This is a genomic window from Ekhidna sp., assembly GCF_965227465.1.
GTDB lineage: Bacteria > Bacteroidota > Bacteroidia > Cytophagales > Cyclobacteriaceae > Ekhidna.
In genome coordinates this window covers 2,175,814-2,199,261 of the sequence record NZ_OZ245746.1, presented here as the reverse complement: position 1 = coordinate 2,199,261, position 23,448 = coordinate 2,175,814, and the positions used below count along the sequence as shown (strand labels likewise).

At 38.7% G+C, this 23,448-nt stretch carries 23 protein-coding genes; 7 read left to right on the top strand and 16 right to left on the bottom strand.

From position 1 onward, the window contains the following. Positions 1-89 precede the first annotated feature (89 nt). Together ACO05G_RS09720 and ACO05G_RS09715 are read left to right on the top strand one after the other, a co-directional pair. Complete coding sequence (locus ACO05G_RS09720; RefSeq protein ID WP_421762617.1) at positions 90-692, top strand: sugar transferase; 603 nt, start codon at positions 90-92, stop codon at positions 690-692. Beyond that, positions 689-1,792, top strand: coding sequence for an aminotransferase class I/II-fold pyridoxal phosphate-dependent enzyme (locus ACO05G_RS09715; RefSeq protein ID WP_421762616.1), 1,104 nt, complete (start codon positions 689-691; stop codon positions 1,790-1,792). The genes ACO05G_RS09720 and ACO05G_RS09715 overlap by 4 nt, the downstream gene beginning before the upstream one ends. Here the strand turns inward: ACO05G_RS09715 and ACO05G_RS09710 are convergent. Together ACO05G_RS09710 and arfB are read right to left on the bottom strand one after the other, a co-directional pair. Beyond that, a complete protein-coding gene (locus ACO05G_RS09710; protein WP_421762615.1) occupies positions 1,789-2,646 on the bottom strand; it encodes a DUF6089 family protein in 858 nt (285 codons plus the stop codon). The genes ACO05G_RS09715 and ACO05G_RS09710 overlap by 4 nt on opposite strands. Before the next feature lie 266 nt (positions 2,647-2,912). Further along, positions 2,913-3,320, bottom strand: coding sequence for an alternative ribosome rescue aminoacyl-tRNA hydrolase ArfB (gene arfB, locus ACO05G_RS09705; RefSeq protein ID WP_421762614.1), 408 nt, complete (start codon positions 3,318-3,320; stop codon positions 2,913-2,915). A 164-nt stretch (positions 3,321-3,484) separates the two neighbouring features. Here arfB and ACO05G_RS09700 point away from each other — a divergent pair, with 164 nt between their 5' ends. Both ACO05G_RS09700 and ACO05G_RS09695 read left to right on the top strand, forming a co-directional pair. Next, positions 3,485-3,823, top strand: coding sequence for a PadR family transcriptional regulator (locus tag ACO05G_RS09700; protein WP_421762613.1), 339 nt, complete (start codon positions 3,485-3,487; stop codon positions 3,821-3,823). Continuing rightward, positions 3,816-6,413 (top strand): ABC transporter permease, encoded by a 2,598-nt coding sequence (locus ACO05G_RS09695; protein WP_421762612.1) that lies wholly within the window; start codon positions 3,816-3,818, stop codon positions 6,411-6,413. The genes ACO05G_RS09700 and ACO05G_RS09695 overlap by 8 nt, the downstream gene beginning before the upstream one ends. Before the next feature lie 39 nt (positions 6,414-6,452). On the opposite strand, the gene ACO05G_RS09690 is transcribed toward ACO05G_RS09695, so the two are convergent. From ACO05G_RS09690 to ACO05G_RS09680, 3 genes are all read right to left on the bottom strand, one after another. Beyond that, on the bottom strand, positions 6,453-6,665 hold the full coding sequence (locus tag ACO05G_RS09690; RefSeq protein ID WP_348284582.1) for a DUF2892 domain-containing protein: 213 nt from the start codon (positions 6,663-6,665) through the stop codon (positions 6,453-6,455). A gap of 154 nt (positions 6,666-6,819) precedes the next feature. Then, on the bottom strand, positions 6,820-7,443 hold the full coding sequence (locus tag ACO05G_RS09685; RefSeq protein ID WP_348284581.1) for a Crp/Fnr family transcriptional regulator: 624 nt from the start codon (positions 7,441-7,443) through the stop codon (positions 6,820-6,822). Positions 7,444-7,504: 61 nt separating this feature from the next. Further along, positions 7,505-9,244, bottom strand: a complete 1,740-nt coding sequence (locus ACO05G_RS09680) for an ABC transporter ATP-binding protein (protein WP_421762611.1) — start codon at positions 9,242-9,244, stop codon at positions 7,505-7,507. A 65-nt stretch (positions 9,245-9,309) separates the two neighbouring features. On the opposite strand from ACO05G_RS09680, the gene ACO05G_RS09675 reads away from it, so the two are divergent. Beyond that, a complete protein-coding gene (locus ACO05G_RS09675) occupies positions 9,310-9,954 on the top strand; it encodes a type II CAAX prenyl endopeptidase Rce1 family protein (RefSeq protein WP_421762610.1) in 645 nt (214 codons plus the stop codon). Positions 9,955-9,965: 11 nt separating this feature from the next. On the opposite strand, the gene ACO05G_RS09670 is transcribed toward ACO05G_RS09675, so the two are convergent. From ACO05G_RS09670 to ACO05G_RS09630, 9 genes are all read right to left on the bottom strand, one after another. After that, positions 9,966-10,289, bottom strand: coding sequence for a TraR/DksA family transcriptional regulator (locus ACO05G_RS09670; protein WP_421762609.1), 324 nt, complete (start codon positions 10,287-10,289; stop codon positions 9,966-9,968). After that, the gene (locus ACO05G_RS09665; protein WP_421762608.1) at positions 10,282-10,614 is read right to left on the bottom strand and encodes a cupin domain-containing protein; all 333 of its coding nucleotides are present in this window, start codon (positions 10,612-10,614) and stop codon (positions 10,282-10,284) included. The genes ACO05G_RS09670 and ACO05G_RS09665 overlap by 8 nt, the downstream gene beginning before the upstream one ends. A 2-nt stretch (positions 10,615-10,616) precedes the next feature. Next, positions 10,617-11,084 carry a YybH family protein gene (locus ACO05G_RS09660; RefSeq protein ID WP_421762607.1) on the bottom strand — a complete coding sequence of 156 codons (468 nt, stop codon included), beginning with the start codon at positions 11,082-11,084 and terminating at the stop codon, positions 10,617-10,619. Further along, positions 11,081-11,431 (bottom strand): hypothetical protein, encoded by a 351-nt coding sequence (locus ACO05G_RS09655; RefSeq protein WP_421762606.1) that lies wholly within the window; start codon positions 11,429-11,431, stop codon positions 11,081-11,083. Before ACO05G_RS09655 ends, ACO05G_RS09660 begins: the two co-directional genes overlap by 4 nt. A gap of 22 nt (positions 11,432-11,453) precedes the next feature. Next, a complete protein-coding gene (locus tag ACO05G_RS09650; protein WP_421762605.1) occupies positions 11,454-13,667 on the bottom strand; it encodes a DUF5916 domain-containing protein in 2,214 nt (737 codons plus the stop codon). 78 nt (positions 13,668-13,745) lie between these two features. After that, the gene (locus ACO05G_RS09645; RefSeq protein ID WP_348284573.1) at positions 13,746-14,336 is read right to left on the bottom strand and encodes a 3'-5' exonuclease; all 591 of its coding nucleotides are present in this window, start codon (positions 14,334-14,336) and stop codon (positions 13,746-13,748) included. Then, entirely contained in the window at positions 14,329-15,819 is a 1,491-nt protein-coding gene (gene nhaC / locus ACO05G_RS09640; RefSeq protein ID WP_421762604.1) for a Na+/H+ antiporter NhaC, read from the bottom strand. Before nhaC ends, ACO05G_RS09645 begins: the two co-directional genes overlap by 8 nt. Before the next feature lie 265 nt (positions 15,820-16,084). Next, positions 16,085-17,401, bottom strand: a complete 1,317-nt coding sequence (locus tag ACO05G_RS09635; protein WP_421762603.1) for an ABC1 kinase family protein — start codon at positions 17,399-17,401, stop codon at positions 16,085-16,087. Then, the gene (locus ACO05G_RS09630; protein WP_421762602.1) at positions 17,401-18,054 is read right to left on the bottom strand and encodes a hypothetical protein; all 654 of its coding nucleotides are present in this window, start codon (positions 18,052-18,054) and stop codon (positions 17,401-17,403) included. Before ACO05G_RS09630 ends, ACO05G_RS09635 begins: the two co-directional genes overlap by 1 nt. 129 nt (positions 18,055-18,183) lie before the next feature. Here ACO05G_RS09630 and ACO05G_RS09625 point away from each other — a divergent pair, with 129 nt between their 5' ends. Next, complete coding sequence (locus tag ACO05G_RS09625) at positions 18,184-19,980, top strand: ATP-binding protein (RefSeq protein WP_421762601.1); 1,797 nt, start codon at positions 18,184-18,186, stop codon at positions 19,978-19,980. Here ACO05G_RS09625 and ACO05G_RS09620 read toward each other — a convergent pair. Then, positions 19,977-21,092 carry an NAD(P)/FAD-dependent oxidoreductase gene (locus ACO05G_RS09620; RefSeq protein WP_421762600.1) on the bottom strand — a complete coding sequence of 372 codons (1,116 nt, stop codon included), beginning with the start codon at positions 21,090-21,092 and terminating at the stop codon, positions 19,977-19,979. The genes ACO05G_RS09625 and ACO05G_RS09620 overlap by 4 nt on opposite strands. Positions 21,093-21,151: 59 nt before the next feature. On the opposite strand from ACO05G_RS09620, the gene ACO05G_RS09615 reads away from it, so the two are divergent. Further along, on the top strand, positions 21,152-21,823 hold the full coding sequence (locus tag ACO05G_RS09615) for a DUF4476 domain-containing protein (RefSeq protein WP_421762599.1): 672 nt from the start codon (positions 21,152-21,154) through the stop codon (positions 21,821-21,823). On the opposite strand, the gene ACO05G_RS09610 is transcribed toward ACO05G_RS09615, so the two are convergent. Next, on the bottom strand, positions 21,820-23,433 hold the full coding sequence (locus tag ACO05G_RS09610) for a VRR-NUC domain-containing protein (protein WP_421762598.1): 1,614 nt from the start codon (positions 23,431-23,433) through the stop codon (positions 21,820-21,822). The two genes, ACO05G_RS09615 and ACO05G_RS09610, sit on opposite strands and share 4 nt — an antisense overlap. Positions 23,434-23,448 lie beyond the last annotated feature (15 nt).

The following is a 23,448-nucleotide window of genomic DNA, read 5'->3' as shown; positions in this document are numbered from 1 at the left end:
TTGTAGGTTTAAGAATAACTGATTGATTGGTCAACATAAAATGGAAGTGAAAAATATCAAATAAATAGGGTAATGCCTATTTTTAAGCGATGGTCAGAGATAATTTTTACGTAAAGTATGCGAAACCAGTAGGCGATTGGATTGTGTCCTTTATTCTGGTTCTAATTCTTTCTCCATTGATGGTGATAATTGGCTTATTGCTTTATCTACACTTTAAAAAATCTCCCATTTTTGTGCAAAATAGACCCGGGAAAAAATCCCAGGTTTTCGGACTACTAAAATTTCGAACCATGCAGACTGATTACGATGAGCAGTCTACTACTAATTTTGGTAAGTTCTTGAGGTCCAGCTCTTTGGACGAGTTACCTCAACTAATTAATGTTTTAAAGAATGAAATGTCGTTGATTGGTCCTCGACCACTTTTAATAGAATATCTATCGCACTATAATGAAAGGGAAATTTTGAGGCAAAACGTCAGACCCGGAATTACCGGATGGGCTCAGGTGAATGGAAGAAATAGTATTAGCTGGGCTCAAAGGATGGAGTTGGATATTTTCTATGCTCAACATGCTTCTCTTCTTTTGGATTTAAAAATTATTATAATGACGATTAGCCAATTGTTTAAAAGAGATATGACAACTTATCAAAATGATGAGACTATTAAGTTTAGCGATTATGCATCCAAAAGATGAATGACCAACGCATATATCTTTCTCCACCAAATGTTGGTGATGACGAATTCTTACAGGTAAAATCAGTTTTTGATGGGGGGTGGATTGCTCCGGTGGGCCCATCCATTGATGAATTCGAATCCAGGTTATCAGCATATTTTGATCGAGAAGTTATTGCTTTAAACTCCGGTACCTCAGCGTTACACCTGGCTCTTATAATAGCTGGTGTGGAGTCCGAGGATCATGTTCTGGTAAGTGCTCATACGTTTGCCGCTTGTGCAAATGTCGTTTTATATGAGCGTGCCACACCCATTTTTATTGATAGCGAATCCGAGACATGGAATATAGACCCTCATTTATTAGATAAATACTTGAGTCAATGTAAAAAGTTGCCTAAGGCAATTATTGTAACTCATATTTATGGCATGCCAGCTAAAATGAAAGAAGTGGCTGACATAGCCAAGAGATATGATATTAAGCTTATTGAGGACGCTGCTGAAAGTTTAGGTTCTAAAATCGACGGTCAAATGACTGGTGGTTTTGGAGATTATGGAGTTGTTTCATTCAATGGAAACAAAATCATAACAACAAGTGCAGGTGGGGCGCTAATTTGTAACATTAAAGAAAAGTCAAGAGGCCTCCATCTAGCAACCCAGGCAAATTCTGGAAAATTTGGCTATGACCATAAGGAGGTTGGCTATAACTACCGAATGAGTAATGTCCTTGCTGGAATTGGAATAGCGCAATTAGCTAATTTGTATTCCTTCATTGCAAGAAAAAGACAAATTTATCAACGATATGAATCTGAATTAGCATCATATTTTGCTTTTCTCCCTGAGCCATCAGGATCTTTTTCGAACCGCTGGTTGACTGCCGCATTAGTTAAGCATGAGGCATTTGATGTCGAAGATCTTATTAGTTTTCTGGATGCCAACAATATTGAATCTCGCCGATTCTGGAAACCACTAAACCTTCATGATGCTTATGCTTCCTATCGATTTATCGGGGGAGGAGTTGGTGAACAACTGTATAAAAGAGGTATCTGCCTACCTTCTGGAACAGGGCTAAGCCAAGAACAGCAAAGCTATGTTATTGATCGTGTGAAATCATTCTTTAGCTAGTAAGCAGATGGTTTTTTGATAATTGCTTTGTTCTTTCCTGTAAAGAGATCTGGTGGGAGAAAGATTTCTGCTCTTAGGTTTATTTGTAAAAAGCTGTCGTTATCGTTGGGATTGCCTCTTCTTGAACCTGGTTGAATTTGATCATAAAACTCAGGATTAGTAACTCCAACTTCGTCTTTCCTATCACTCAAGAGCCTGGCTGTTACAGACGAAAATTCAGTGCCATAGGTATTTGAAACATCATCTAAATAATCAGAAAAAGTAAAATGATAGGATACTTCGAGATTGACATTCAAAAATTCATTGACTTTAAATTTTCCACCGATACCGGCCGGAATGGTTGTTGTCCATTTCTTGTATGAAATACCTTCAGTTTGAGCATCTCTAAGTGAGTATCGTTCTCCTCCCAATATGGCGGTGGGAGTGTACCGCAAGTATCCAACACCACTGAATAGATAGGGGTCAAAGTTCCAACGCTTATAATAATCACCTTGATAGGGTTTTAGGTAATAGATGAGATGAAGTTGGGAATGAAAATTTTTAGACTCAAACGATAAATTTCGTTGACGTTGAAATGAACTGTCAGATGCGGTTCTATCATCGCCACTAAGTGTGAAGTAGGAGGCATCTATTCTTGCCCCGATTCGATTGAGAAGACGCGCCTCAATTCCAATATTGATTAAAGAGATGTTGTCACTAAAGCTATTGTTCGAATTTAATTCTCCAAAATAGCTGGTAGTACCAGTACCGACAGAAAAGGAAAAGTACCTATCCGTGTATTGCCAGGAAAGAAAGTTTTGTGCGTGAGACGCAAATAATATGAGAAGGAAAAAAGCTGTGAGAAGTTTTTTCATTAGGATTCAAAAATAAATGTAGAAAAGTTTCCGGTCTTTATGAACCGAAAACAATTTCTACAAATAATCACCCTAATCGTTTACTTTTTCTAGAAAACCATACTTTTTCTGTTATAAAAAATATGATTACTAGTGCCAATGAGAAAATTAATGTCGCCATAACTAATTGTTATACAATACAATTATACGAGATGGGACACTGGATAATGCTGGTAAAAAATCCTAAAGTTGACTAAGTAAAATGCTTATTATGTCAATTAGGTGATTTAAATCGGCTTTTGGCGTAATTTCTTCTTTTCACTGTGTTTCTTTTTTTCATCAAATCGCTTACGCTTAGCTGCTTTGGTTGGCTGAGTTGGTTTTCGTTTTTTCTTTTTGATAAATGCTTTTGCCAATAAGCGATCTAGCTTTTTGAATGCAATCTCTTTGTTTTTAAGTTGAGAACGTTTGCCGTCAGCGGTGATAATCAATTCTCCCTCTTTAGTCATTTTTGATCCATGGGCGGTTTTGATGATGCTTTTTTCCAATTCAGAAAGGATATTTGATTTCTCAACATTGAATCGAAGAACTACTTTCGTTTCGACTTTATTTACGTGCTGTCCACCCGGACCACCGCTTCGTGCAGTTGAGATTACTACTTCCTTTCGAATCTGGCTTAATGAAACACGTCTCATTTGAATATTAATTCGTTGTGAAGATAAGCTTTACGGCTGCTTAAATGTTTGTTTTTATATGCAATTGTATTTGTTTCGATAAAATAGAAACAAATAATCTATTTTACTCGTTAATAAATCTGCAAAATAGAAACTAATATTTTTTTGTGTTAACCATTACCATTATGAAAGGGACAAATCTGGGAGAATTTGAAGAGCTATTACTTCTGGTAGTACTTATTCTACAAGACGAGGCATACATGCTTCGCATCAAGGATGAAATCAAAAAGCAGGTGAATCGCGCTATCTCAATGGGCGCTTTGCATACTACTTTGAGTAGACTGGAACAAAAGGACTTTCTCAAGTCTGAAATGGGGGGTGCCACCAACGAAAGAGGGGGGAGGAGAAAAAGAATTTACGAATTAACAGCAGCAGGAAAAGCAACACTCAATGAAGTAAAAGAAATGCGAGCTAGCCTGTGGAATCAGGTACCGGCGGTGGCTTTAAAATTTAGCTATGCCTAAGGATTTTCATCCACCGAAACTTTCATTGAGACTCATTCGCTGGTTGTGTAAACAAGAGCTGGTGGAGGAATTGGAAGGGAACCTCCATGAGTACTATGCAACATTGAATAAATCAAATTTTAAAGGACTAAAATATTGGTATCAGGTAATGAACTATCTGCGACCATCTACACTCAAATTATTCAAAAGCTCAAACGCTGGACCTATGTTTATATTCAATCCGATTCTTACGTTTCGAAACCTCTATAGAAACAAGTCAACTACTTTGATTAGCATCTTCGGGTTCACGCTTGGGCTTGTTGCTACCATCTTCTTGTATTTCTATATTTCTACTGAAGTAAATACAGACCGATTTCATGCTCAGGGAGAGGAAATTTATCGTATACTTAGAGTTTCTGAGATGAATGGAACTCCATATAAAATTGGGGTTACATCTGTGCCATATGCTGCTGCGTTAATGAACGATTATCCATCTGATATCACAGCAACAACTCGAGCTGTTCCTGAAGAGGGTTTGGTTTCTGTAGGTGAGAAGCGTTTTTTTGAGAACAATCTATTATTTGCAGATCGCAATTTTTTCCAATTTTTTTCATACCCACTGAAAATCGGAGATCGGCAGACTGTCCTATCCACGGCAAATTCTGCTGTATTATCATCTGAAGCTGCCATAAAATATTTTGGTGAGGAAAACCCAGTCGGAAAATTTATTGAAGTAGATAATGAATATGAATTTATAGTGTTTGGGGTAATGGATGAATTACCCGGGAACACACACCTTGATTTTGATATTGTCTTGTCAATAGACTTACTTGAACGATTTGAATGGTTTACAGGCTGGTGGAATAATAGCCTTAATACCTATGTCAAGATACCTACTCCTCAACAAGCAGCTAACGTAGAAAATCAGCTTGACCAATTTATGGAAAAGTACATGGGTGATGATTTCAAGCAAGCAGGACAAAAGATAGGATTGGAATTAGAACCACTCCACGATATATATTTTAACGATGAGACACGCTATGATTTTTCAAAGCACGGGAGCTTCAGCAACATAGTTACTCTGGGTGCTGTGGCAATCGCCATTTTGTTCATCGCTTGCTTCAATTATGTGAACTTATCGATCGCTCAGTCATTTATGCGAGCCAAAGAAGTAGGGGTTAGAAAAGTACTTGGTGGATCAAGGGCAAGACTTGTCGTTCAATTTTTAAGTGAATCGTTTACGATTTTTCTGCTTTCGATTATCCTCTCTATTGGTATTTGTGAATTGATAAATCCAATGTTTAATGCCTTTTTTGGATTAGATATTGTACTTAATTGGCTTGACAAAAATGTGTTGATATTCTTGTTGACATTGACTGGTTTGGTCCTTTTAAGTTCGGGTGTTTACCCATCACTCTTATTATCATCATTTAAATCTGTAAGGGTACTAAAAGGGAGTAAAATCGTTTCAGGAAAGAATGTCGGATTGCGCAAAGCGCTAGTAGTGACTCAGTTTGCCATTTCGATTTTTTTGATCGTTTCATCCATCCTTATTTACGCACAAAACACCTTTTTGAATACAAAAGATTTGGGTTTTAATAAAGAGGCTATTGTTCTGGTCGAATTAAATAATTCTGAAATTAGATCGCAAAGAGAGCTTTTTAAAGATCGTTTAACTGCTAATGCTAATATCAAAGGTGTAGCGCAGATTTCCGGTGAGCCTGGTGGCTTTCACGATGCATCCAGTTTTGTAATTACTGGGATTGAAGGATCTAACAGGATGCGGACATTGTTTACTGATGCGGACTTTTTTGATTTATTTGGAATTGAAATTACTGCCGGACGTGCATTTTCAAATGAGCTCGCATCGGATGAGCAACGTACCGCAATAATCAACGAGCGAGCAGTATCAGAACTAGGTATTTTGCCAGATGAAGTGATAGGAAGGAAATTGACCATGCCAAGTTGGGACATTTCCAACGTTACCATAGTAGGTGTAGCGGCAGATTATCATTTCAGCACATTGAAGGATGAGATTGAACCCCTCGCTATTTTAACAGGTGGATTTCATAGAAAGCTTGCAGTTAAAATGAACATGAGTAATTTGAAAGAAGGTTTGTTATATATCGATCAAACGTTCAGTGAAATAGCTCCAGCCTTTCCTATGTCCTACCAGTTCTTGGATGATCGCTTAAAATACCTGTATGAGAAAGAGGAGCAGCAAGCCAAGGTTTTCAGCGCATTTTCTGGACTTTCAATTTTCTTAGCATGCCTTGGCATTTTTGGCTTGGCTGCCTATTCAGCTCAGCAGCGTCAGAAAGAGCTTGGTATTCGGAAGGTGCTAGGAGCGACTGCCAGACAAATCATAGGGTTAATATCTAAAGAATTTATGTTTCTGGTTGTTATTGCCTTTGTCATTGCAATTCCAGTGGCATGGTACTTTATACGGAGTTGGTTAGGTGGTTATGCGTATCGTATTGAAGTTCTAGACCATTGGTATGTTTTTGCTTTTGGCGGATTGGCTACCTTCCTGATTGCATTGATCACGGTAGCATATAAAACCTACGGTGCTGCTATATCCGATCCTACTGAAAGTATTAGGAATGAATAACTATTATATCAAATAAATAGCCTCATAATGAGGCTATTCTTATTTAGATTCTTTTACTGAGCATGTGCTAAAGCCAAATGGAGCATACAGAGGACAAAAGCTTACAAAACTTGTGAGAACAAAAACGCCAGCAAGAATAATTAGCACTAACCCTAAAGTTCCTGTTACAACATTGGTGAAATATAAATAAGCAACTACTGCAGCGATTATCAAACGAATAATTCTATCTGCTGATCCCATATTCTTTTTCATGGTATAATATTTAGTTAGAAAAAAATTCAATGAACAGAACTATACAGTATACTATGCTTATGCATATTATGCATATTCCTACCAGTTTAGCTGCCATTTCCCTATTCATGAGACCAAAGCTATTAACCAGGAATATCAAAATCAGTGACTATTGTCACAGCTCTTTTATTTCTATGCTATTTGTATGCTGTTGCACTTTTCTTTCAATTTCAAGCTTTTTCATTACGCGAGAAATTACTTCTCGGGCTGTTCCCAATTCATTGGCGATTTGCCTGTGTGATATTTTAATGGGATTCTGTTTAGTGAGTTTAGATTTCTCAATCAAATAATTGTAAAGTCGCTGGTCCAGTTTATCAAAGATGACATGACTGATTGTATCAAGAAGTTCACTATACCTCAAGTTATACTGCTCATAAAAAAGTGTGTTTATACTCGGGAATTGCTGAATCCAGCCATTCACCTTATCAACAGGAAGTAAAAGAACTCTCGTATTCTCCTCAGTGATCGCATGGATTTTACTGGGATTGTTTTTTAGACTTGCTGCGAAAGACATAATACAGCCTTCATTTGGGCGGATATAGTAAAGTAGAAGTTCTTTTTCTTTAAACCTTGAAAACACTTTAATTAGTCCACTAAGGACAATAGGTATGACCTTTACAAATTGTCCTTCTCTGAGTATCTCAGTGTTTTTTGGTATGTCCTTAATACTCGCAGTATCCTCAATTTTTTGAAGAAGATCTTCACTTAAAAAATGTAGTGACTGACGTATTTCATTCATCACTTAAATGTAACAAGTAAAAGAATGTACCTCTGTTAACCTTAATCGATTTCTGATTATACTATATCCTACTCTGATACGTGTATAGATCAAAGTAGCGACCTTCTTTGGCAATCAATTCGTCATGCGTACCTCGCTCTACTATCTGGCCATCTTCGATAACCAGAATCTGATCGGCTTTTTTGATGGTACTGAGTCGGTGAGCGATAACGAAGGTCGTTCGGTCTTTCATCAGTCCATCTAAACTCTTTTGAATAAAGGTTTCGCTTTCCGTATCCAAGTTAGAGGTAGCTTCATCCAGAATGATAACTTTTGGATTAGCTAATAATGCTCGAGCGATGGAAATTCGTTGCTTTTGACCGCCAGAGAGTTTAACTCCCCGTTCACCGATTACAGTGTTTAAGCCATCTTCAAATCGATCGGTAAATTCATTTACGTATGCACCTTTGACCGCATCCTGGAGTTCTTCTTCCGTTGCATCAGGTCTTGGAAAGAGAATGTTTTCTCGGATGGTTCCTTCGAACAGGAAATCATCCTGAAGGACAACACCCAGGTGTTTTCGATAGCTGGAAAGATTCACTTTGGTAATATCGTGACCGTCTATTGTCACAATCCCTTTTTTTGCGCTCAAGAATGTTGCTGCAAGACTGGCTGTAGTTGATTTACCAGAACCGGAACTACCTACTAATGCCGTAACAGAACCCGGAGGAGCTTTGAAGGAAATTCCTCTTAGTACCTCTTTACCTTCTTCATATGCAAAGGATACATTGTTAAAGGCGATATCTCCCTTCACCTTATCCAATACTATCGGACGGTCATCGGTCAAATCTTCAGGATCCATTTTCATGATTTCCTCTGTACGATCAAGTCCTGCAAAAGCTTCAGTAAGTTGACTACCGATGTTACTCATTTGGACGATCGGAGCTATCATGAAGGCCAGGAGGGAGATGAATGAAATTAACTCTCCTGATGTTAGGTCATTTTCAATCATGAAATAGCCGCCCATGGCCAGAATGCCTGCACTGGCAAATCCAATAAGGAAAGTACCGGAACTTGTTACCACTGCCGTAGCTGTCAAACTTGATTTCACATTTTCATACAATCTTCGGGCTCCATCCTCAAACGTTTTATTTTCTGATTCTTCGGCATTGAACCCCTTGATCACTCGGACCCCATTGAGTGTCTCTGTTAGTCGACCGGTAACTTCCGCATTGAGTTTACCCCGCTCACGGAAGATGGGGCGGATTCTCCCAAAAGCTTTTAGTGCAATAATCGCAAATAGACCTACCGGGACAAGTGTGAAAATCGTCATGGACGGACTGATATTGATCAGTAAAATCAAGGCGAGAACGGAGGTAATCGTACCGCCTATGAGTTGGACTAAACCGGTCCCAACGAGGTTTCGGACTCCCTCTACGTCGGTCATAATCCGGGATACAAGTGCTCCTGATTTATTATTATCAAAGAAATTGATTGGTAAGGAGAGGATTTTCTTTTGAACTTTTACCCGAAGTTCAGAGATGAGAAATTGTGCTTCTACACTTAATATCCTGGTTAATAAAAATGAAGATACAGCTTGTACGGCTAGTGAAATGACAATTACGATGACAATGAGCTTAAGCATTGCAAAGTCTTTGTTTGGGACGGCATCATCCAGAAGGTACTTGGTTGCAGCAGGTAGCACCAATCCTGCAGGTCTACTTATGATTATTAATAGCAGCCCAATGAATATGGTTTTTCTTCTTGGCCAGATGATGTTTCTGACTGCCCAGGCGAAGGTGACGTTTTTGTTTTTGCTCATTTAATTATGATGGTAGGTATATTAGAGATTTAATACTAACCTAAATAGATTAAAAATAATTCTCTGTGAATTTTATTGCTCGTTTTAAAAAGGTCAAATCTGGTTTTCTGAATTTTTGGAAATATCCTCAAGACTACAAGTATCAAGGTTTATCAGATGTCAATAGACTAAAAGATATTTTGATAATTGTCTTTTTAGAACTTCTTATTTTGGTACCTCTTGCCTTCATTATTGATGAAATGCAGAAAATTGGTTTGTTGAATTTCCCAGATCATAAACTAATGGACATGATAGATGGAATGTCAATTATCAGGGTGTTATTTATTGTGGTAATCATGGCGCCAATAATAGAGGAGGTACTATTTAGAGGTTTTATAACTTTTCAGCGATTTTATCCTGTCTTATTCCTCATTGCCATCTTAGGGGCTTTGGGAAAGAATAAGTTTAAGGCAATGCGAATAGCTAGGAGACTCTGGGAGATTTGCTTCCCTTTTCTTGTCATATTTTCAGTATTAATTTTCGGTCTTGCTCATGTCTGGAACTTTGAAGAACTAGTGAGTTTGTGGTTGATTCCTATAGCAGTTTCACCTCAATTGGTTGCAGGTTTATTTCTGACCTACGCTAGAGTAAGGTATGGGTTGATTTGGAGTATGATGTTGCATGCAACAGTAAACCTGACAGCTCTTGCTCTTCATTATTCCATTTACTAAGCCATTTCTTCTTACCTCGCACAATTCACACATTTATTGCTTTCAGGCATGAGAAGAATCCGACCGATTGGAATTGGCTGTTTGCATTTGATGCAAAGGCCAAAACCCGGTTTGTCAATGCTATCCATCGCCTGATGAAGTTTGCTGAGTTTTGCTTCGGCCTGACGAAGGGCTGACTCAGTGATACTTTTATTGTTGATGGCATCCATTCTGGAGATTCTTCCAATGGAATTGTCAAGCGTTACAGGTTTGGATTGTTCTTTATAATCTGCGATTAGTCCTTCAGTCTTGACAATCTCTTCAGCTATTTTCTGTTTGATTTCTTCTTCATTCATTGGTGCCAAGGTAGTCCTCTCTTACGGGAGCGAATACATCCATTAGTTTACAGTCGGTAATGGCCACACCAGAATGGGGAACATTGGATGGTATTACCGCTACATCTCCGGGCTTTAATCTTCTGGTTTCGCCATTTACAGTAAGCTCATATTCACCTTTCAATACGTTTGCTACCTGCTCATGTTCATGAGCATGTTCGGGTAGGGGACTGTTTGCTTTTACGTCCCAATAGGCAAAAGTCATTCGTTCGGTGTGAATAAAACGTACCTGATATCCAGGTAGAATTTCCTTAGGTACAATATCTTTTAGATTTTTAAATGACATTTTTATTCGTTTAAGCTTGTCCACATTCGCGAGGTTATCTCCCAGTTTCCTTCTTTATTCTTTTGATATATGGTGGTCGCATGGGAAGTAGACTCTTTGGTCATGGTGAATTCATTAAAGGTGAATGTGAAATTCAACGTTCCTTTTTCCAGTGAATAAGCCATTGAATCTGTTCCTTGCAAATCGATCAATTCGACTGCATACGTGTGAATGGTGGTCGTTGATCCATTATCCGGAAACCAATATTTTTCAATTTGCTCTATACCCTGCATGGGAAAAAGTCCACTGGGTACGATGGTAGCCTTTTCGTTGAAAAGACTCAGGATTTTTTGTCTATCATTATCTAACCACGCCGCTACATAATCCTTTCGAATCTGATCTACAGCATCTCTATCTTCATTGGAAAATTGTCTTTCTCCGGAACATGAAATCAAGAAACACAGGAGTGCAAGAGAAGTAAAATTTCTCATTTTTTCTTAGTTGGTTTTGGTTTTAGTGTTTTTGCAAATTCATGACTCTTTTTCAGGTACTCCACTAATTCATCTGTTTTTTTTAGCACGGAATCAGGTACATGCACATATCCTCTCATGGTGGCGCCATAAGAGATTGCAGGTCCGGCATTGTACTTATCCATAAATTCCTGTTTGTCATCTTCAGATAAACGAATGGCTACATAGCCTTCTTTCGCAACAAATGAATACATGTTGCCATTCATGGAAGTGTACGGCATGTTTTTGCCTTTTTGTTCAAGTCCTACAGCAGCTAATAGCGCTGAATAGCGCTGAAGTGTTTCCTCGGATGCTTCACTTTTAGCCATCAGTAAATAGTATTGGTTTTACCTACAAGTTAATCCAATACGTCATTTTAAGTATCAAGGCGTGGTTTTTTCTTCTCAAACCTATATCAGAAAATTGTTCCGTTCCGTAGTTGTCGGTATAGACAATAAAGAGGTCTGAAACAGGAGCAAATCGCCATTGGAAGCGCGAGTTGATGTTGATATTATCAATCTGGCTATTGTATTGAATGAAATTGGTAAAGAAAATGGATCTAGTGAGCGTTAGGTCCAGTCTTGGACCAATGAGCCAGAGGTCTGCATTGTTGTAATTTTCAGGAAGCCTGATACGATTGTAAATCATATTGACTTTTATATCCAGGATTGGTTGAAACCGATATCCTATAATAGCACCAATACTTTGCCTATTTCCATTGAAATACTCGCCTAAATAGCCATTCACTTGATAATTCAGAAGCTTCCGTTGGTCGGAAGTATAGGAAAAATTGAAACTATGGTAGGTATATCCAGTTAGCGCAGGGAGTTCTCTTCCGTCGGTTTGCGTTGGGTCAAATGGGTCGATCAGAAAAGTGTGATTTTGCTCAAGAGAAGCCGTTAACCGTCCGGTATTTGTTAGTCCTGAATTCAAATTCACCGCATATTTATGATCAGTTTTTTGTCCATCCACCGTCCAGATGTATTCAGCCTCTGCTTTCAGTTCGATCGAGTTGAAAAATCCACGAGAAGGGAAGAAATTTCTGCCAAAATCCGGATTGATGCGTATGATTCCCGGACGAGGAACAAAGCCTACTTCAGCGTTGTGATTTTTTCCCACATATACATGGGCCCAGCTTCCAATCCATTTTTTGGAAGAGTACCCAAGAAATCCGGTATGGGAGCCCTGCTGTGGTTTGGCTCCACTTTCATCAAAGGAGTGATGATACATCACTTTCCCATTCCATTTCCCATTACTTGAGGCGATATTGTAATCTACCCCGGCTAATCTATTCCATCCACTGTAAGGAGTGGTATCATTTTCAGCATAGCTTTCGAAAGTTTGTTTATTGACGAAAATGGCACCAATATTTGACCTTCCGAAAATTTTCCTTTGAATGGCACCTACGGTATAGTTGATACTAGGTAGGTTAATAGCATCGTCTTCAGCAGCCTGCATGTTAAGAATACCAATTCGCCAGTTGTTATCAAGCTTTCCACTTAATCTGGCTCCTGCATATATCTGATTTTGAATGTTCTGTCCGGTTGATTCATCCCTTGCAATACCAATTCTGCGGGAGAAGAAGGGCCTTGAATAGAAGGGGTGACCAAAACTTTCAAAAAGGTCTGCATTCTCCAGGAAGAATTGTCTTCGCTCAGGAAAAAACAGCTCAAATCGATTGAGGTCTGTTACTTGTTGATCAAGCTCTACCTGCGAGAAATCCGGATTAAATGTAAGGTCTAGATTAAGAGAAGGACTTACCGCTATTTTTGCATCCCCACCATAAGAAAAATCATTCATACGAGAGGGATCAATGGCTTCATTATCCTGTTGAGTACTTGCAGAGATATAAGGAATTAAAGACACATTCGGCCCTGATTTTTCGAGCGGTTCATCCCAAACCAGCTCCTTCATAAATGCCAAAGAGAGTATAAGGAAATTACGTGGAATTCGGGTCCACGTGGATCGTTCTCCCTGCTCTGTGTCTATGCGATAGAAATTGATGTTCCATCTGTCTGACCCTGGCTTAAACCGAAGCGTTTTGAATGGGATAGCAGCTTCAGCAGTCCAGTATCCCGGATATTGCTTGGCGTCAGCAAGCCACTTATTGTCCCAAGATAGGGCGAGATCATTTCCCCGAACACCACCATTGCTGATCAATCCTTCTCTTTGCACCCCAAATGGGTTGATACCGAATTGAAACGCATTCGTATTGTCCTGAAAAGGGTCTATCTCTATGGTGATACCATCAAAATTTCCACGATAATCTCTCCGTAGAGATGGGACAGCATATTCCCGATCTTCTGTTAGGTTGTACATTTTGGCGCTGACATACAGATAGGTCTCATCGTAGGTCATTCGGATTTCGACAGTGGAATTCGCAGGTGTTGAATCGTTGGGAAAGTATTGGGAAAAGTTTTCGATCACCTGTACATTATTCCATGCACTCTCATCAATGATTCCATCAATCTTGATAGCTTGATTTGTTCGAATGATGTGATAGGCATCTTCCTGAGCTGACAGCAAGAAAGGGGTAAGCCAAACTACCCAAAGGACTCTCTTCATTGAAAGCAAAGATATTTTTGTTTACAAATCAGAAAACTGTTTTTTGATGAATGGATTTTTTGGTTTTAAAAAACCGATTTAAATGTATCCTTGCAGAATAAGCTTTCTATGAATAGCCAAACAAATCCATGCATCGGTCGCAGCATACTTTTCTTGTGCAGATGATAGTGTTTCTGCCTCCCAGTTGGATACTTGTTGGTTTTTAGAAATGCGAGACTCGAGGAATACGGCAGCTAGTTTTTTAACCCCCATGTGTTTCACTCCTAATTCTTTTACGACATCATTCAGGTCTACAAAATTCTTATGCTTGAATTTGCGAGCCCGATTTAAATCCTTCAAATCATCATCGATGCTGATTCCTAGTTTGAGAATTGAAGGGTCTGCCATATAATCAAATAAGGAAGAAGGATAGCCCATGTTGTTTAGCCTAAAAAGATAGGCATCATCCATGGTTGAAATTTGCACCATAGCGGTGTGATTGTATTCACCTTTATTAAACGTTGGTTTTTTTTCTGTATCAAACCCAACCGTGTCAAACTTCCTTAATTCTTTGATGGCGTCTTTACATTCATCCTCCGTATTTAGCGTATGAATTTCTCCTTCGAAAGCCAGGAGCGGAAGAGCGCGCATATCTTCCTTCGTGATATGTTCAGCAAACTTACTATTCACCTTTTCCAGAAAGCTTTTTGATTTTATACCCGGTATAGGCTACTAGTATCGTCATAAATGGACTGATGATGTTAAAGAAGCAGTATGGAAGGTAGGTGCCTGTTGAAACTCCAAGTACACTCGCGTGATATGCCCCACATGTATTCCAGGGTATTAGAACAGATGTTACCGTTCCGGAATCTTCAAGTGATCGACTTAGATTCTCAGGTGCAAGTCCTTTTTCTCTGTAGGTATCAGCATACATCCGGCCAGGCACAACAATAGCCAGGTATTGATCTGAAGCAGTAGCATTAAAGAAAATACAAGTTCCAACTGTCGAGGAGATCAAGGAACCTGTTGATTTAACTTTTGAAATAATGGCAGATGCAATTCGCTTAAGCATGCCAGCTCCTTCCATCACACCCCCAAAAATCATTGCAGATAGGATCAACCAAATGGTTCCTAACATTCCTGACATGCCAGAAGCACTTAGCAGACCCTGATCATCAAGGAGTTTATTTCCCGTTGTGAAGGAAATGTCACCAAACATGGCCTGCATAGTACCAATAAATGAATTGGTCAGCCCTGGCGCAGAATTTGAAAATGACTCGTATAAAATTCCATCGAAAGATGCGGTCGATGCAACTTGATCAACCAATTCAGGTTGAAATACTAAAGCGAAAATCGCACCCAGTAAGGTCCCTATGAGCAAGGCAGGGAGTGCCGGCATTTTTTTAACTATTAATACAACAACTACAACAGGGACGATGAAAAGCCATCCTGAAATATTAAATGTGCCATCGATTGCGGAGAGAATGGCTTCTTTTCCTTCGATAGCACCATCACTGGAATTAGTAAAGCCGATGATAAGAAAAATGAGCAGTGCCAAAATGATTGAAGGCACGGTTGTAATGGTCATGTAGCGGATATGTGTAAACAAATCCGTTCCAGCCATTGCAGGTGCCAAGTTAGTCGTATCAGATAGCGGTGACATTTTATCACCAAAATATGCTCCGGATAAGATTGCTCCGGCAACCAGACCCTCGGAAATGCCAAGAGCCTGACCAATGCCAATTAACGCAATACCTACAGTAGCAGCTGTGGTCCAGGAACTTCCAGTAGCAATAGAGACTATCGAGCAAACGATGCAAGCTGCAACAAGGAAAATTGTGGGATTCAATATTTGCAAGCCGTAATAGATCATGGCTGGAACCACACCGCTTAGCATCCAGGTACCGGCAAGTGCCCCGATTAAAAGTAAGATGAGGATGGATGCCATTGCTGAACTGATGCTTTTGACAATTCCATCCTGAATTTCCTGCCATTTGTATCCAATTCTTATGGCGACAAGGGTGGCGACTCCTGCTGAAAGAATGAGAACTATTTGGTTAGATCCACCAAGTGCTTCACTACCGAAAATGCCGACATTGACAACCAGTATTAAGATTAGGAAAATAATAGGTATAAATGATTCTAATAAGGTGGGTTCTCGCTTTGTTGTCATAGGGTGTTCTTTCACGGACCCTCGAAAATAGGGCTTTTCGTAAAATAAGGACAACTAAAACTTCTAATATCCCAATTTCTTACTGGAAACGGTGGTGGAGGTATGTAAATCTACTCCCAGGCCCAACATGGTTCCCTATGATAGGCTCCCGCATTTGTTATTTGCAGCTGGTTAGAACCATCGCTATTCATCAATATATGTACTCCTTTATTCTTTTCTGAGTGAAACGTAAGAAGTAGGCTATCGATTATAACAATAGCAGTACTTACGATGCTTTTTTCAGGAAGTCGATGGTGGAACAGTCCACTTTGGCTTTCAAGGCATGAAGTATATTATATAATCCAAAAAATGTTCTGTTGAAATAGATAAAGTGCCTTGAACCTCTTGCTTGTAACCGATTCATTTCCGGATCTTTCGAGATAGCCTCTCCCTTCATGTATATTTCAGCAAAGTAAGAATCATCGCTGAAATCGAATACTCCTTCATTAAAAGGACGAGACAATAGCTTGATGAGATCCGTGAACATAGCAGTCACAATTTTTACATCTTTTTCAGAATCAGTCGGTCGTATGATTTCCAGCTCTTTAAAAAGTTCGTTTACTCTTTCTGGATTATTTAATACGTCATAGCTGGCAAGTTCAAAATAGGCTTCATAGAAATCATCAGGTATGTGTTTAATACAACCAAAATCAATGACCCCCAGGTCGTTTTTTTCATCAATGATAAAATTTCCAGGATGTGGATCAGCATGCATCATTCTCAATTCATGCATTTGAAACATGTAGAAATTCCACAGGATTTGCCCTAAGCGGTCTCTTTTTTCCCGACTTTGTTCTTTTTTCATCCAGGCACCGATAGGCTCACCTTCCAGCCAACTCATGGTCAAAATTTGAGGTGCAGATAAATTAGGATAATAGTTGGGAAAGAAGACTCCATCCATTTTATCACACTTTTCAGCGAAATTCATGGACTGTTTTAATTCCAAAGCATAGTCAGCTTCTTCCAGAAGTTTACCTTCAACTTCCTTCATATATGGCTCTACTTCCTTACCCTTCACATTCATTAGTTTGAGGGCAAAGGGTTTAGCTAGCTTTAGGTCACTCTTAATACTATCTCCAACGCCTGGGTATTGAACCTTTACGGCTAATTTTTCTCCGTTGAGTTCCGCTTTATGCACTTGACCCATGGATGCTGCGTTGCTGGCTGTTTTTCCAAATGAATCGAATATCTGATTGGGTTCTTTTCCTAAATTTTCTATGAATGTCTTTTTAACCAACGGATAGGAGAGTGGAGGGGCGCTGTATTGCGCCATGGCAAATTTGTCAGAATATGCTTTTGGAAGTACATTTTGATCCATGCTTAAAAGCTGAGCCATTTTTAGTGCACTTCCCTTAAGCTCGCTCAACGAGTCGTAAATGTCTTTCGCATTTTCACTGTCTAATTCTTCTTTATCAAGCTTGCCTTTAAAGGCTGCTTTACTGTATGCTTTAACATAGTTGGCACCAACTTTTGCGCCTGTCGTAACGAACTTACTTGCCCGTCTTACTTTTCCAATTGGAATTCGGTCTAATTCTTTAGCCATTATGCTGGGGCTTTAGAAAAGCCCATTTTTTGTAAGAAAAATTTACTTAAGTCTAGTATGGAATCTAATGCGGGTAGCTCTCCTATATCAAACGCCGTTCTTGTGGTTTTTTCTATAAATACGTCCGTATCACTTGCACTTGCTGAATCGTCTTTGACCCAAAAGATTAACGTTGCGACAGAATGAGACCATAAAACTTGCTTGTAGGCAGATTGCGTAATGCTTTGAGCTTTATCAGGTAAAAATTGAAAATTTTTGGCCCAGTCAATATCCGAATCTGTAATTACCTTTTTTGCTCCTTGAAGCTCAGGCAATTCATATGGTTTTTTGTTTTCAAGCTTATATAAGATGTATGACCTGTCAGGCTTAACAATCTCCATTAATGTATACAGGAATGATAAGTGTTTTTCACGTCCATCCATTTCTTCGAATTCAGGATCATTTTGAATCACTTTCAATGTTCGTGAGAAATAATCCTTCCAGATTGATTTTTCAATATTTTTTAATGAACCGTAATACTTATAAAAATCCTCATCTGATATTTTTAAATATTTGGTGAATATTCTTACTGTTTCAGGGATTTTACCCTCTTCCAAAAGGTAATCTTGAAAGCCTTTTTGGATGGAAGATGCAGATATTGATTTTTTTGCCATTACATTTCATGTTTGTTTTGATTTAACCAAATAGATTGGTAGAAGGTTTTATTATTTTCAACTTATTTTAATTCGCTATTACGTTATAAGAAAATAGTACTATTCATTCAAAATAGTCATCTTTAATTCATGCTCCGCCTTACTTTAATATTTATTCACCTTTGTCTGTTAGTAAATCTGACTTTTGGAACTGACATTAAAGTAGAACAGGCACGAACACTAGAGGTTCTATGGTATACATCTACGCCTTTTATTGAAGAAGATAGTAGGGGAAATGTGGTTGGGATTGAACCACAGATGTTCGAGCTTTTTCAGGATTATATGCTTAATATGAAAGGAGAGAGGGTGAATGTCGTATTTAAGAAAGCGAAAAATTTTGTCAATATTCTAGACGTAATGAGGCAAAATAGTAATCCAAACGCTGTTGGAGCTTCAGCACTTTCCATTACTTCTGAACGTAAACAATTTGCTCAATTTACAGAATCTTATTTGCCGGATGTTACAGTTCTTGTATCTAGTAAAGGTACCCCAATAGTAGATGCAAGAGAAGAGAAAACAGGGATGCTACAATCTCTTGATGCAATTACAATTAAAGGAACCAAATATGAAGCTCTGCTTGAAAATTTGAAAGAGGAAACCGGTGTAAATTTTGAAACTATTTTTATAGAAAGCGATCAAAACATTATTGATGGGATTCTTTCAGAATCTAATAGATTCGGGTTCATTGATTTACCCATTTATCTAATCAGGATAGAAGGAGGAGAGCAATTGACACGGCAAAATTTCTTCACTCACATTGGGCAAGGTTATGCTTTTATGATTCCTCAAAATAGTGAATGGAAAGATGATTTGAATGAATTTCTAATGGATCCTAACTCTCAGGTAGCTATCTCGAAGATCATCTCTGATTTTCTTGGCGAGGAACTTTATGAATTTATTGAAAATCTCTACGGTGATCCTGAATTGAGTACATCCATTCTAACCAAAGAGAAGGAATTGCAATTAGAAATGCTGAAGAATGTAAATCTTCGATTAAGTCAGGAAATTGCTGTTCGCAGAATATTGATTGTTAGTATCAGTGTTGTTACCATCTTTCTTTTTGCGATCGGATATTTATTTTATAAAAACCAGAAAAACACAAATCTCCTAATTGGTCAGAAAGGTCAAATTGAAGAGCAGGAGCAAGACATACGCCAAAAAAATGAGCAACTCATGAATAGAAATGCTCAACTAGTTGCTTTAAATGAAGAAAAGAATAACCTCGTGAAGATTCTAGCGCATGATATTCGTTCACCTGTTAGTCAAATCATTATGATAACGGATATCATCAATAAAAATATTCAACGTGATTTAACGGAGACAGAGCAAAAGATGCTTGGACAGGTAACCGTAAGCGCCGAGCGAATTAATAACATGGTATCTAAGATTTTGGATGTCGATGGGTTGGAAGAGACGCGAATAAAGGTATTGCAGGAACGTGTTGATGTCCGTTCCATAATGCGTGATGTAGCTCAGCGATATAGGCCCATTGCCGCCAACAAAAACATCGACTTATCGGTAGAATTCTGTGAAGATCACAACATCATCAGAACTGATCACCTGCTTCTTTTGCTGGTCTTGGAGAATTTGGTTTCAAATGCAGTCAAGTTTTCTGATTCAAATACATCCGTGGAACTAGTTTCCGAATGTAATTATGATAATGTAGTGTTTAAAATTACTGACGAGGGTCCGGGTTTTTCGGAAGACGACAAGAAAAAATTGTTTAACAAATTTCAAAAACTAAGCGCTAAGCCAACGGGTGGAGAAGTTTCTACCGGGCTGGGACTATCCATTGTGAAAAAATACGTACAGGACCTTGGTGGTAAAGTCTGGGTAGAGTCTGAGGAGGGCAAGGGCAGTACTTTTTTTGTGAAAATCACTGCTTAAATTAAAATCAATTCAGCTACTTCCTCACCTACCAGACTTCCAATAGCGACACCCATACCACCAAGACGAATTCCGATCGTCACTTTATCAGAAACCCTCTTCACTATTGGAGATTTGTTAGTTCCAAAGGCCATAATTCCCGACCACTCCATTTCTATTTGAAACGATTTTCCTGGTAGAATAATATTACCTAAGTCGTCAATTAGTTTTTCTTTGATTTTCTCGTTTACACCGAACGCTGTTGTTGTTTCTTCCTCTATTGCAATGTTTCTGGCACCACCGAAGAGTAGTTTGCCATAGTAGTCGCGGAAATAGTAATACCCTTCTTCATAATGGAAGGTCCCTTCGAAAGGAAGTTTCGAGTCAGGTATGATACTCATCACGATTCCTCGTCCAGGGGATAAATCATATTCACCCATAAGTAGTTGCTTGGAAAATGCGTTTGTACAGACTGCTAGCTTTTTGCATTTGAAGACAATTTCATTGCAAATAACATCCACTTGGTTTTCTTGCTCCTTGATATCAGTCACCTCACAACCCGTGTGAATTTGGATCCCTAATTCAGCACAATATTTCCAAAGTGTGGAAATCAGCTTACCTGTATCAAGCTGCCCTTCAAGGTGATTTTCTATTAGGTGATACGTATTTGCAAATCCAAATTTTGAAATCTTATTATTTGATGTTTTGAATACATCTGTTTGAAAAAACGGATAAAGTAGCTCATTTATGACAGGAATCTGTTCAACAATATTCGACTGCTCTTCAAAAATCAACTCATACCCACTTTTGGTCTGTATGTCAATCATACTTCTTCCCAGCCTTTGACAAGTTTTTTGCAAGCCATCCCATCTTTTCTCAACCAGTTGAACCATTCCTTCCGGGCCAAGGGTGTTTACATCATTTAAAAGCTCCGATATGCTTCCAAAGCAAGCAAATCCGGCATTTTTCGTACTTGCTCCTGTGGGCAACACACCTCTTTCCAGGACCGAGACAGTTAGCTCCGGAGATTGTTCTTTCAAAGAGGCCGCTGCTGATAGCCCTGTGATACCTGCACCAATAACGATTACATCGGGACTTAGAAATGATTGTTTTTCCCAAAGGCTATTTTTCATACTTAAGTTGCTTACAATAAAAGTGATTAGTTTTAAGATCGCCTAAAACTACTGGAATCATGAAAAAGATCTATCTATTTTTTGTTAGCTTAATTGTTATTAATTGTGCGATTGCACAGCAATGTGAATCATTCAGCGAAAAGAAATTTCGGGGTGTGGTTAAGAGCATGAAAAAGTATAAAACGGACAAGGGGAGATTGATAGGCTCTGAGCGATACTTGTTAGGAACTTGCTTTTCTTCGGCTCAAATGTATGAGATGGCTTTAACCTTTGATGAAGATCCGCTGAGGGGGGAATTCTTAAAGAAATATGCTTATTCAATTACGGATTATGCACAGATAGCTTTGGTTTTTGAATCATTTGAAAAAATGTATCATGCGCTAAATATCTATGAAGAGCTAAGGCCTCAAATTCTTAAGAAGCGATTTTCAGGTATTGCCAGTCATGCGGAGGCGATGGAAGAAACGGAGTTTTCTAATAGGTTGGAGCTCGTGAAATTTGAAAACTATTCCAGAGATAAAAAGGATAGAATCAGGGTTCTTTTCGGAAGCAGCTTTTTAAACCTCAAGCAAGTTGAGACACTCATGGATGAGTTTGATTATACGCGTGATAAGATATGGACTGTCAAGTTACTTTATCCACGAAGCACGGAAAAAGATCAGTTTTATCAACTTGCTAAATCTTTTGAATATCGACGGGACAGGGATGAGGTTTTAGCACTAATGGACTAGTGGGTGTATTTTATCCTCAACACATCCACCTTGATTTTTGCGGATTGAAGAAATTCCAGCCAAAACAATTGTTGTGCTGACAACTGATCATTTGGGGACTTTACTTCATAGAAATGATAATCACTTTCATTCCAAATGAAGAGATCAGGAAAGCCAGCACTATTTTCCTTCATGTTTTTAGACATCTCCAGCAGTACTTTTTTTATCCCTTTGAGCGGTAATTTTTCTACCATTACCGTAATGGCTGGTAGAAGTGATTCATGCCAGGTTACAAAACGATTAGCTATTCCATATTTTTCATCATAGATAGACTGTAAATGTTTTAATAGCTGATTCCTGGATTTGAATTTCTCAAGCAACTCAGTAATGGATTCTAATCGAGATTCGAAAAACTTAGCATCATTGAGATCAGAAGGTTGTCTCTGAAGAGGATGATGAAAAGAACCGTGGCTTGTATCAAAAATTACGGACCAAAGGGTAAGACCAAATATTCCTCGCCAAAGAAAATTTTCAGCATGTACACCATTCCATCCTTGATCGAAGTAATATTCCAACACTGCTTGCTCCACCCGGTTCTCAGGATTTGGTATTTCAATAGAAGGTGCGTTTTTTAACCGTTCAGTCATACTGCGATTTATCCGTATTCCTTTTCTATTCAGGAAATCCGTTGAAAAGGTGATTTCTGTGGCATTTTGAGGATTTTCTGCCATTTGATTCGCCATTGAAATGGCCTCATCTTTATCACCAAGTTTATCTAATAGCCTAACCTGCCTTTCTCTTGACGGTGATTTAGAAGTCAGTGAATAATGAAAAAGCGCTTTGTCATACAGTTGAATTTGCTCAAAGTGGTAGGCGATTTTTAAAAGCAATTTCTCAGCAGACTTGGCGGATCTTGGAAATGAAAGCCAGGTCTCCCATGGCATATCTTCAATATAATCGGCTAAGGGGAGGTTAGCTTCCTGCAGCTCATAGATCATACGCTTTAATTGGGAAATGTGCATGACCGAAAGAGCCTCATCTCTGGATTTAAACCATGGCTCGAAATTGCTTTCATCAAGATCTTCGACTTTTATGTTTCCCACATCTCTGATGACAAAGTCAGTCATTCTACCACCTCTATGTCCAAAAAAGAGGAGTTTGATAAAATCCACTTCCTCATTTTTCAGTACCTCCGCGATTTCTTCAGTTTCATGGACGATTTGAATTTCCTGCTCAGTTAGTTCTTCCAGAATTTCAGCTTTCTTTTGAGAAGGAAGGATAAATTCAAACAGGTTGACTAATTCCGATTTGGTAAATAAGCGAAATTGATTGGGGTCATCGCTTTCATTTATTCGAATGAATCCCTGATGCATGAGTTCCTCCTTGGCATCATGTACATCCGGTATTTCCTGATAGGAAATTTTATTGATTCGAAAGAAGTCTCCTCGTCTGTTGGAAAACCTTAAATAGAGGCATTTCGCTTGCTCAGACAAATCCCGGAATGATTGATAGAATAGATGCTCAGGCTTATCAAGGATATGATCATACTGTTTTTCAACGAATTCAAGTACGTAGTTAAAATAATCTAAGTAATACTTTTCAGGCAGTATGATTGGATCATTTTTAGGCATTTGAATTTGAAGGAG

What these genes read in the sequence shown, in the direction of transcription:
- ACO05G_RS09695 (WP_421762612.1), top strand. Translation starts at nt 3,816, where the DNA reads ATGCCTAAGGATTTTCATCCACCGAAACTTTCATTGAGACTCATTCGC.
- ACO05G_RS09715 (WP_421762616.1), top strand. Translation starts at nt 689, where the DNA reads ATGAATGACCAACGCATATATCTTTCTCCACCAAATGTTGGTGATGAC.
- ACO05G_RS09700 (WP_421762613.1), top strand. Translation starts at nt 3,485, where the DNA reads ATGAAAGGGACAAATCTGGGAGAATTTGAAGAGCTATTACTTCTGGTA.
- ACO05G_RS09615 (WP_421762599.1), top strand. Translation starts at nt 21,152, where the DNA reads ATGAAAAAGATCTATCTATTTTTTGTTAGCTTAATTGTTATTAATTGT.
- ACO05G_RS09625 (WP_421762601.1), top strand. Translation starts at nt 18,184, where the DNA reads ATGCTCCGCCTTACTTTAATATTTATTCACCTTTGTCTGTTAGTAAAT.
- ACO05G_RS09670 (WP_421762609.1), bottom strand. Translation starts at nt 10,289, where the DNA reads ATGAATGAAGAAGAAATCAAACAGAAAATAGCTGAAGAGATTGTCAAG.
- arfB (WP_421762614.1), bottom strand. Translation starts at nt 3,320, where the DNA reads ATGAGACGTGTTTCATTAAGCCAGATTCGAAAGGAAGTAGTAATCTCA.
- ACO05G_RS09635 (WP_421762603.1), bottom strand. Translation starts at nt 17,401, where the DNA reads ATGGCTAAAGAATTAGACCGAATTCCAATTGGAAAAGTAAGACGGGCA.
- nhaC (WP_421762604.1), bottom strand. Translation starts at nt 15,819, where the DNA reads ATGACAACAAAGCGAGAACCCACCTTATTAGAATCATTTATACCTATT.
- ACO05G_RS09660 (WP_421762607.1), bottom strand. Translation starts at nt 11,084, where the DNA reads ATGAGAAATTTTACTTCTCTTGCACTCCTGTGTTTCTTGATTTCATGT.
- ACO05G_RS09720 (WP_421762617.1), top strand. Translation starts at nt 90, where the DNA reads ATGGTCAGAGATAATTTTTACGTAAAGTATGCGAAACCAGTAGGCGAT.
- ACO05G_RS09610 (WP_421762598.1), bottom strand. Translation starts at nt 23,433, where the DNA reads ATGCCTAAAAATGATCCAATCATACTGCCTGAAAAGTATTACTTAGAT.
- ACO05G_RS09680 (WP_421762611.1), bottom strand. Translation starts at nt 9,244, where the DNA reads ATGAGCAAAAACAAAAACGTCACCTTCGCCTGGGCAGTCAGAAACATC.
- ACO05G_RS09665 (WP_421762608.1), bottom strand. Translation starts at nt 10,614, where the DNA reads ATGTCATTTAAAAATCTAAAAGATATTGTACCTAAGGAAATTCTACCT.
- ACO05G_RS09690 (WP_348284582.1), bottom strand. Translation starts at nt 6,665, where the DNA reads ATGAAAAAGAATATGGGATCAGCAGATAGAATTATTCGTTTGATAATC.
- ACO05G_RS09630 (WP_421762602.1), bottom strand. Translation starts at nt 18,054, where the DNA reads ATGGCAAAAAAATCAATATCTGCATCTTCCATCCAAAAAGGCTTTCAA.
- ACO05G_RS09655 (WP_421762606.1), bottom strand. Translation starts at nt 11,431, where the DNA reads ATGGCTAAAAGTGAAGCATCCGAGGAAACACTTCAGCGCTATTCAGCG.
- ACO05G_RS09710 (WP_421762615.1), bottom strand. Translation starts at nt 2,646, where the DNA reads ATGAAAAAACTTCTCACAGCTTTTTTCCTTCTCATATTATTTGCGTCT.
- ACO05G_RS09620 (WP_421762600.1), bottom strand. Translation starts at nt 21,092, where the DNA reads ATGAAAAATAGCCTTTGGGAAAAACAATCATTTCTAAGTCCCGATGTA.
- ACO05G_RS09685 (WP_348284581.1), bottom strand. Translation starts at nt 7,443, where the DNA reads ATGAATGAAATACGTCAGTCACTACATTTTTTAAGTGAAGATCTTCTT.
- ACO05G_RS09650 (WP_421762605.1), bottom strand. Translation starts at nt 13,667, where the DNA reads ATGAAGAGAGTCCTTTGGGTAGTTTGGCTTACCCCTTTCTTGCTGTCA.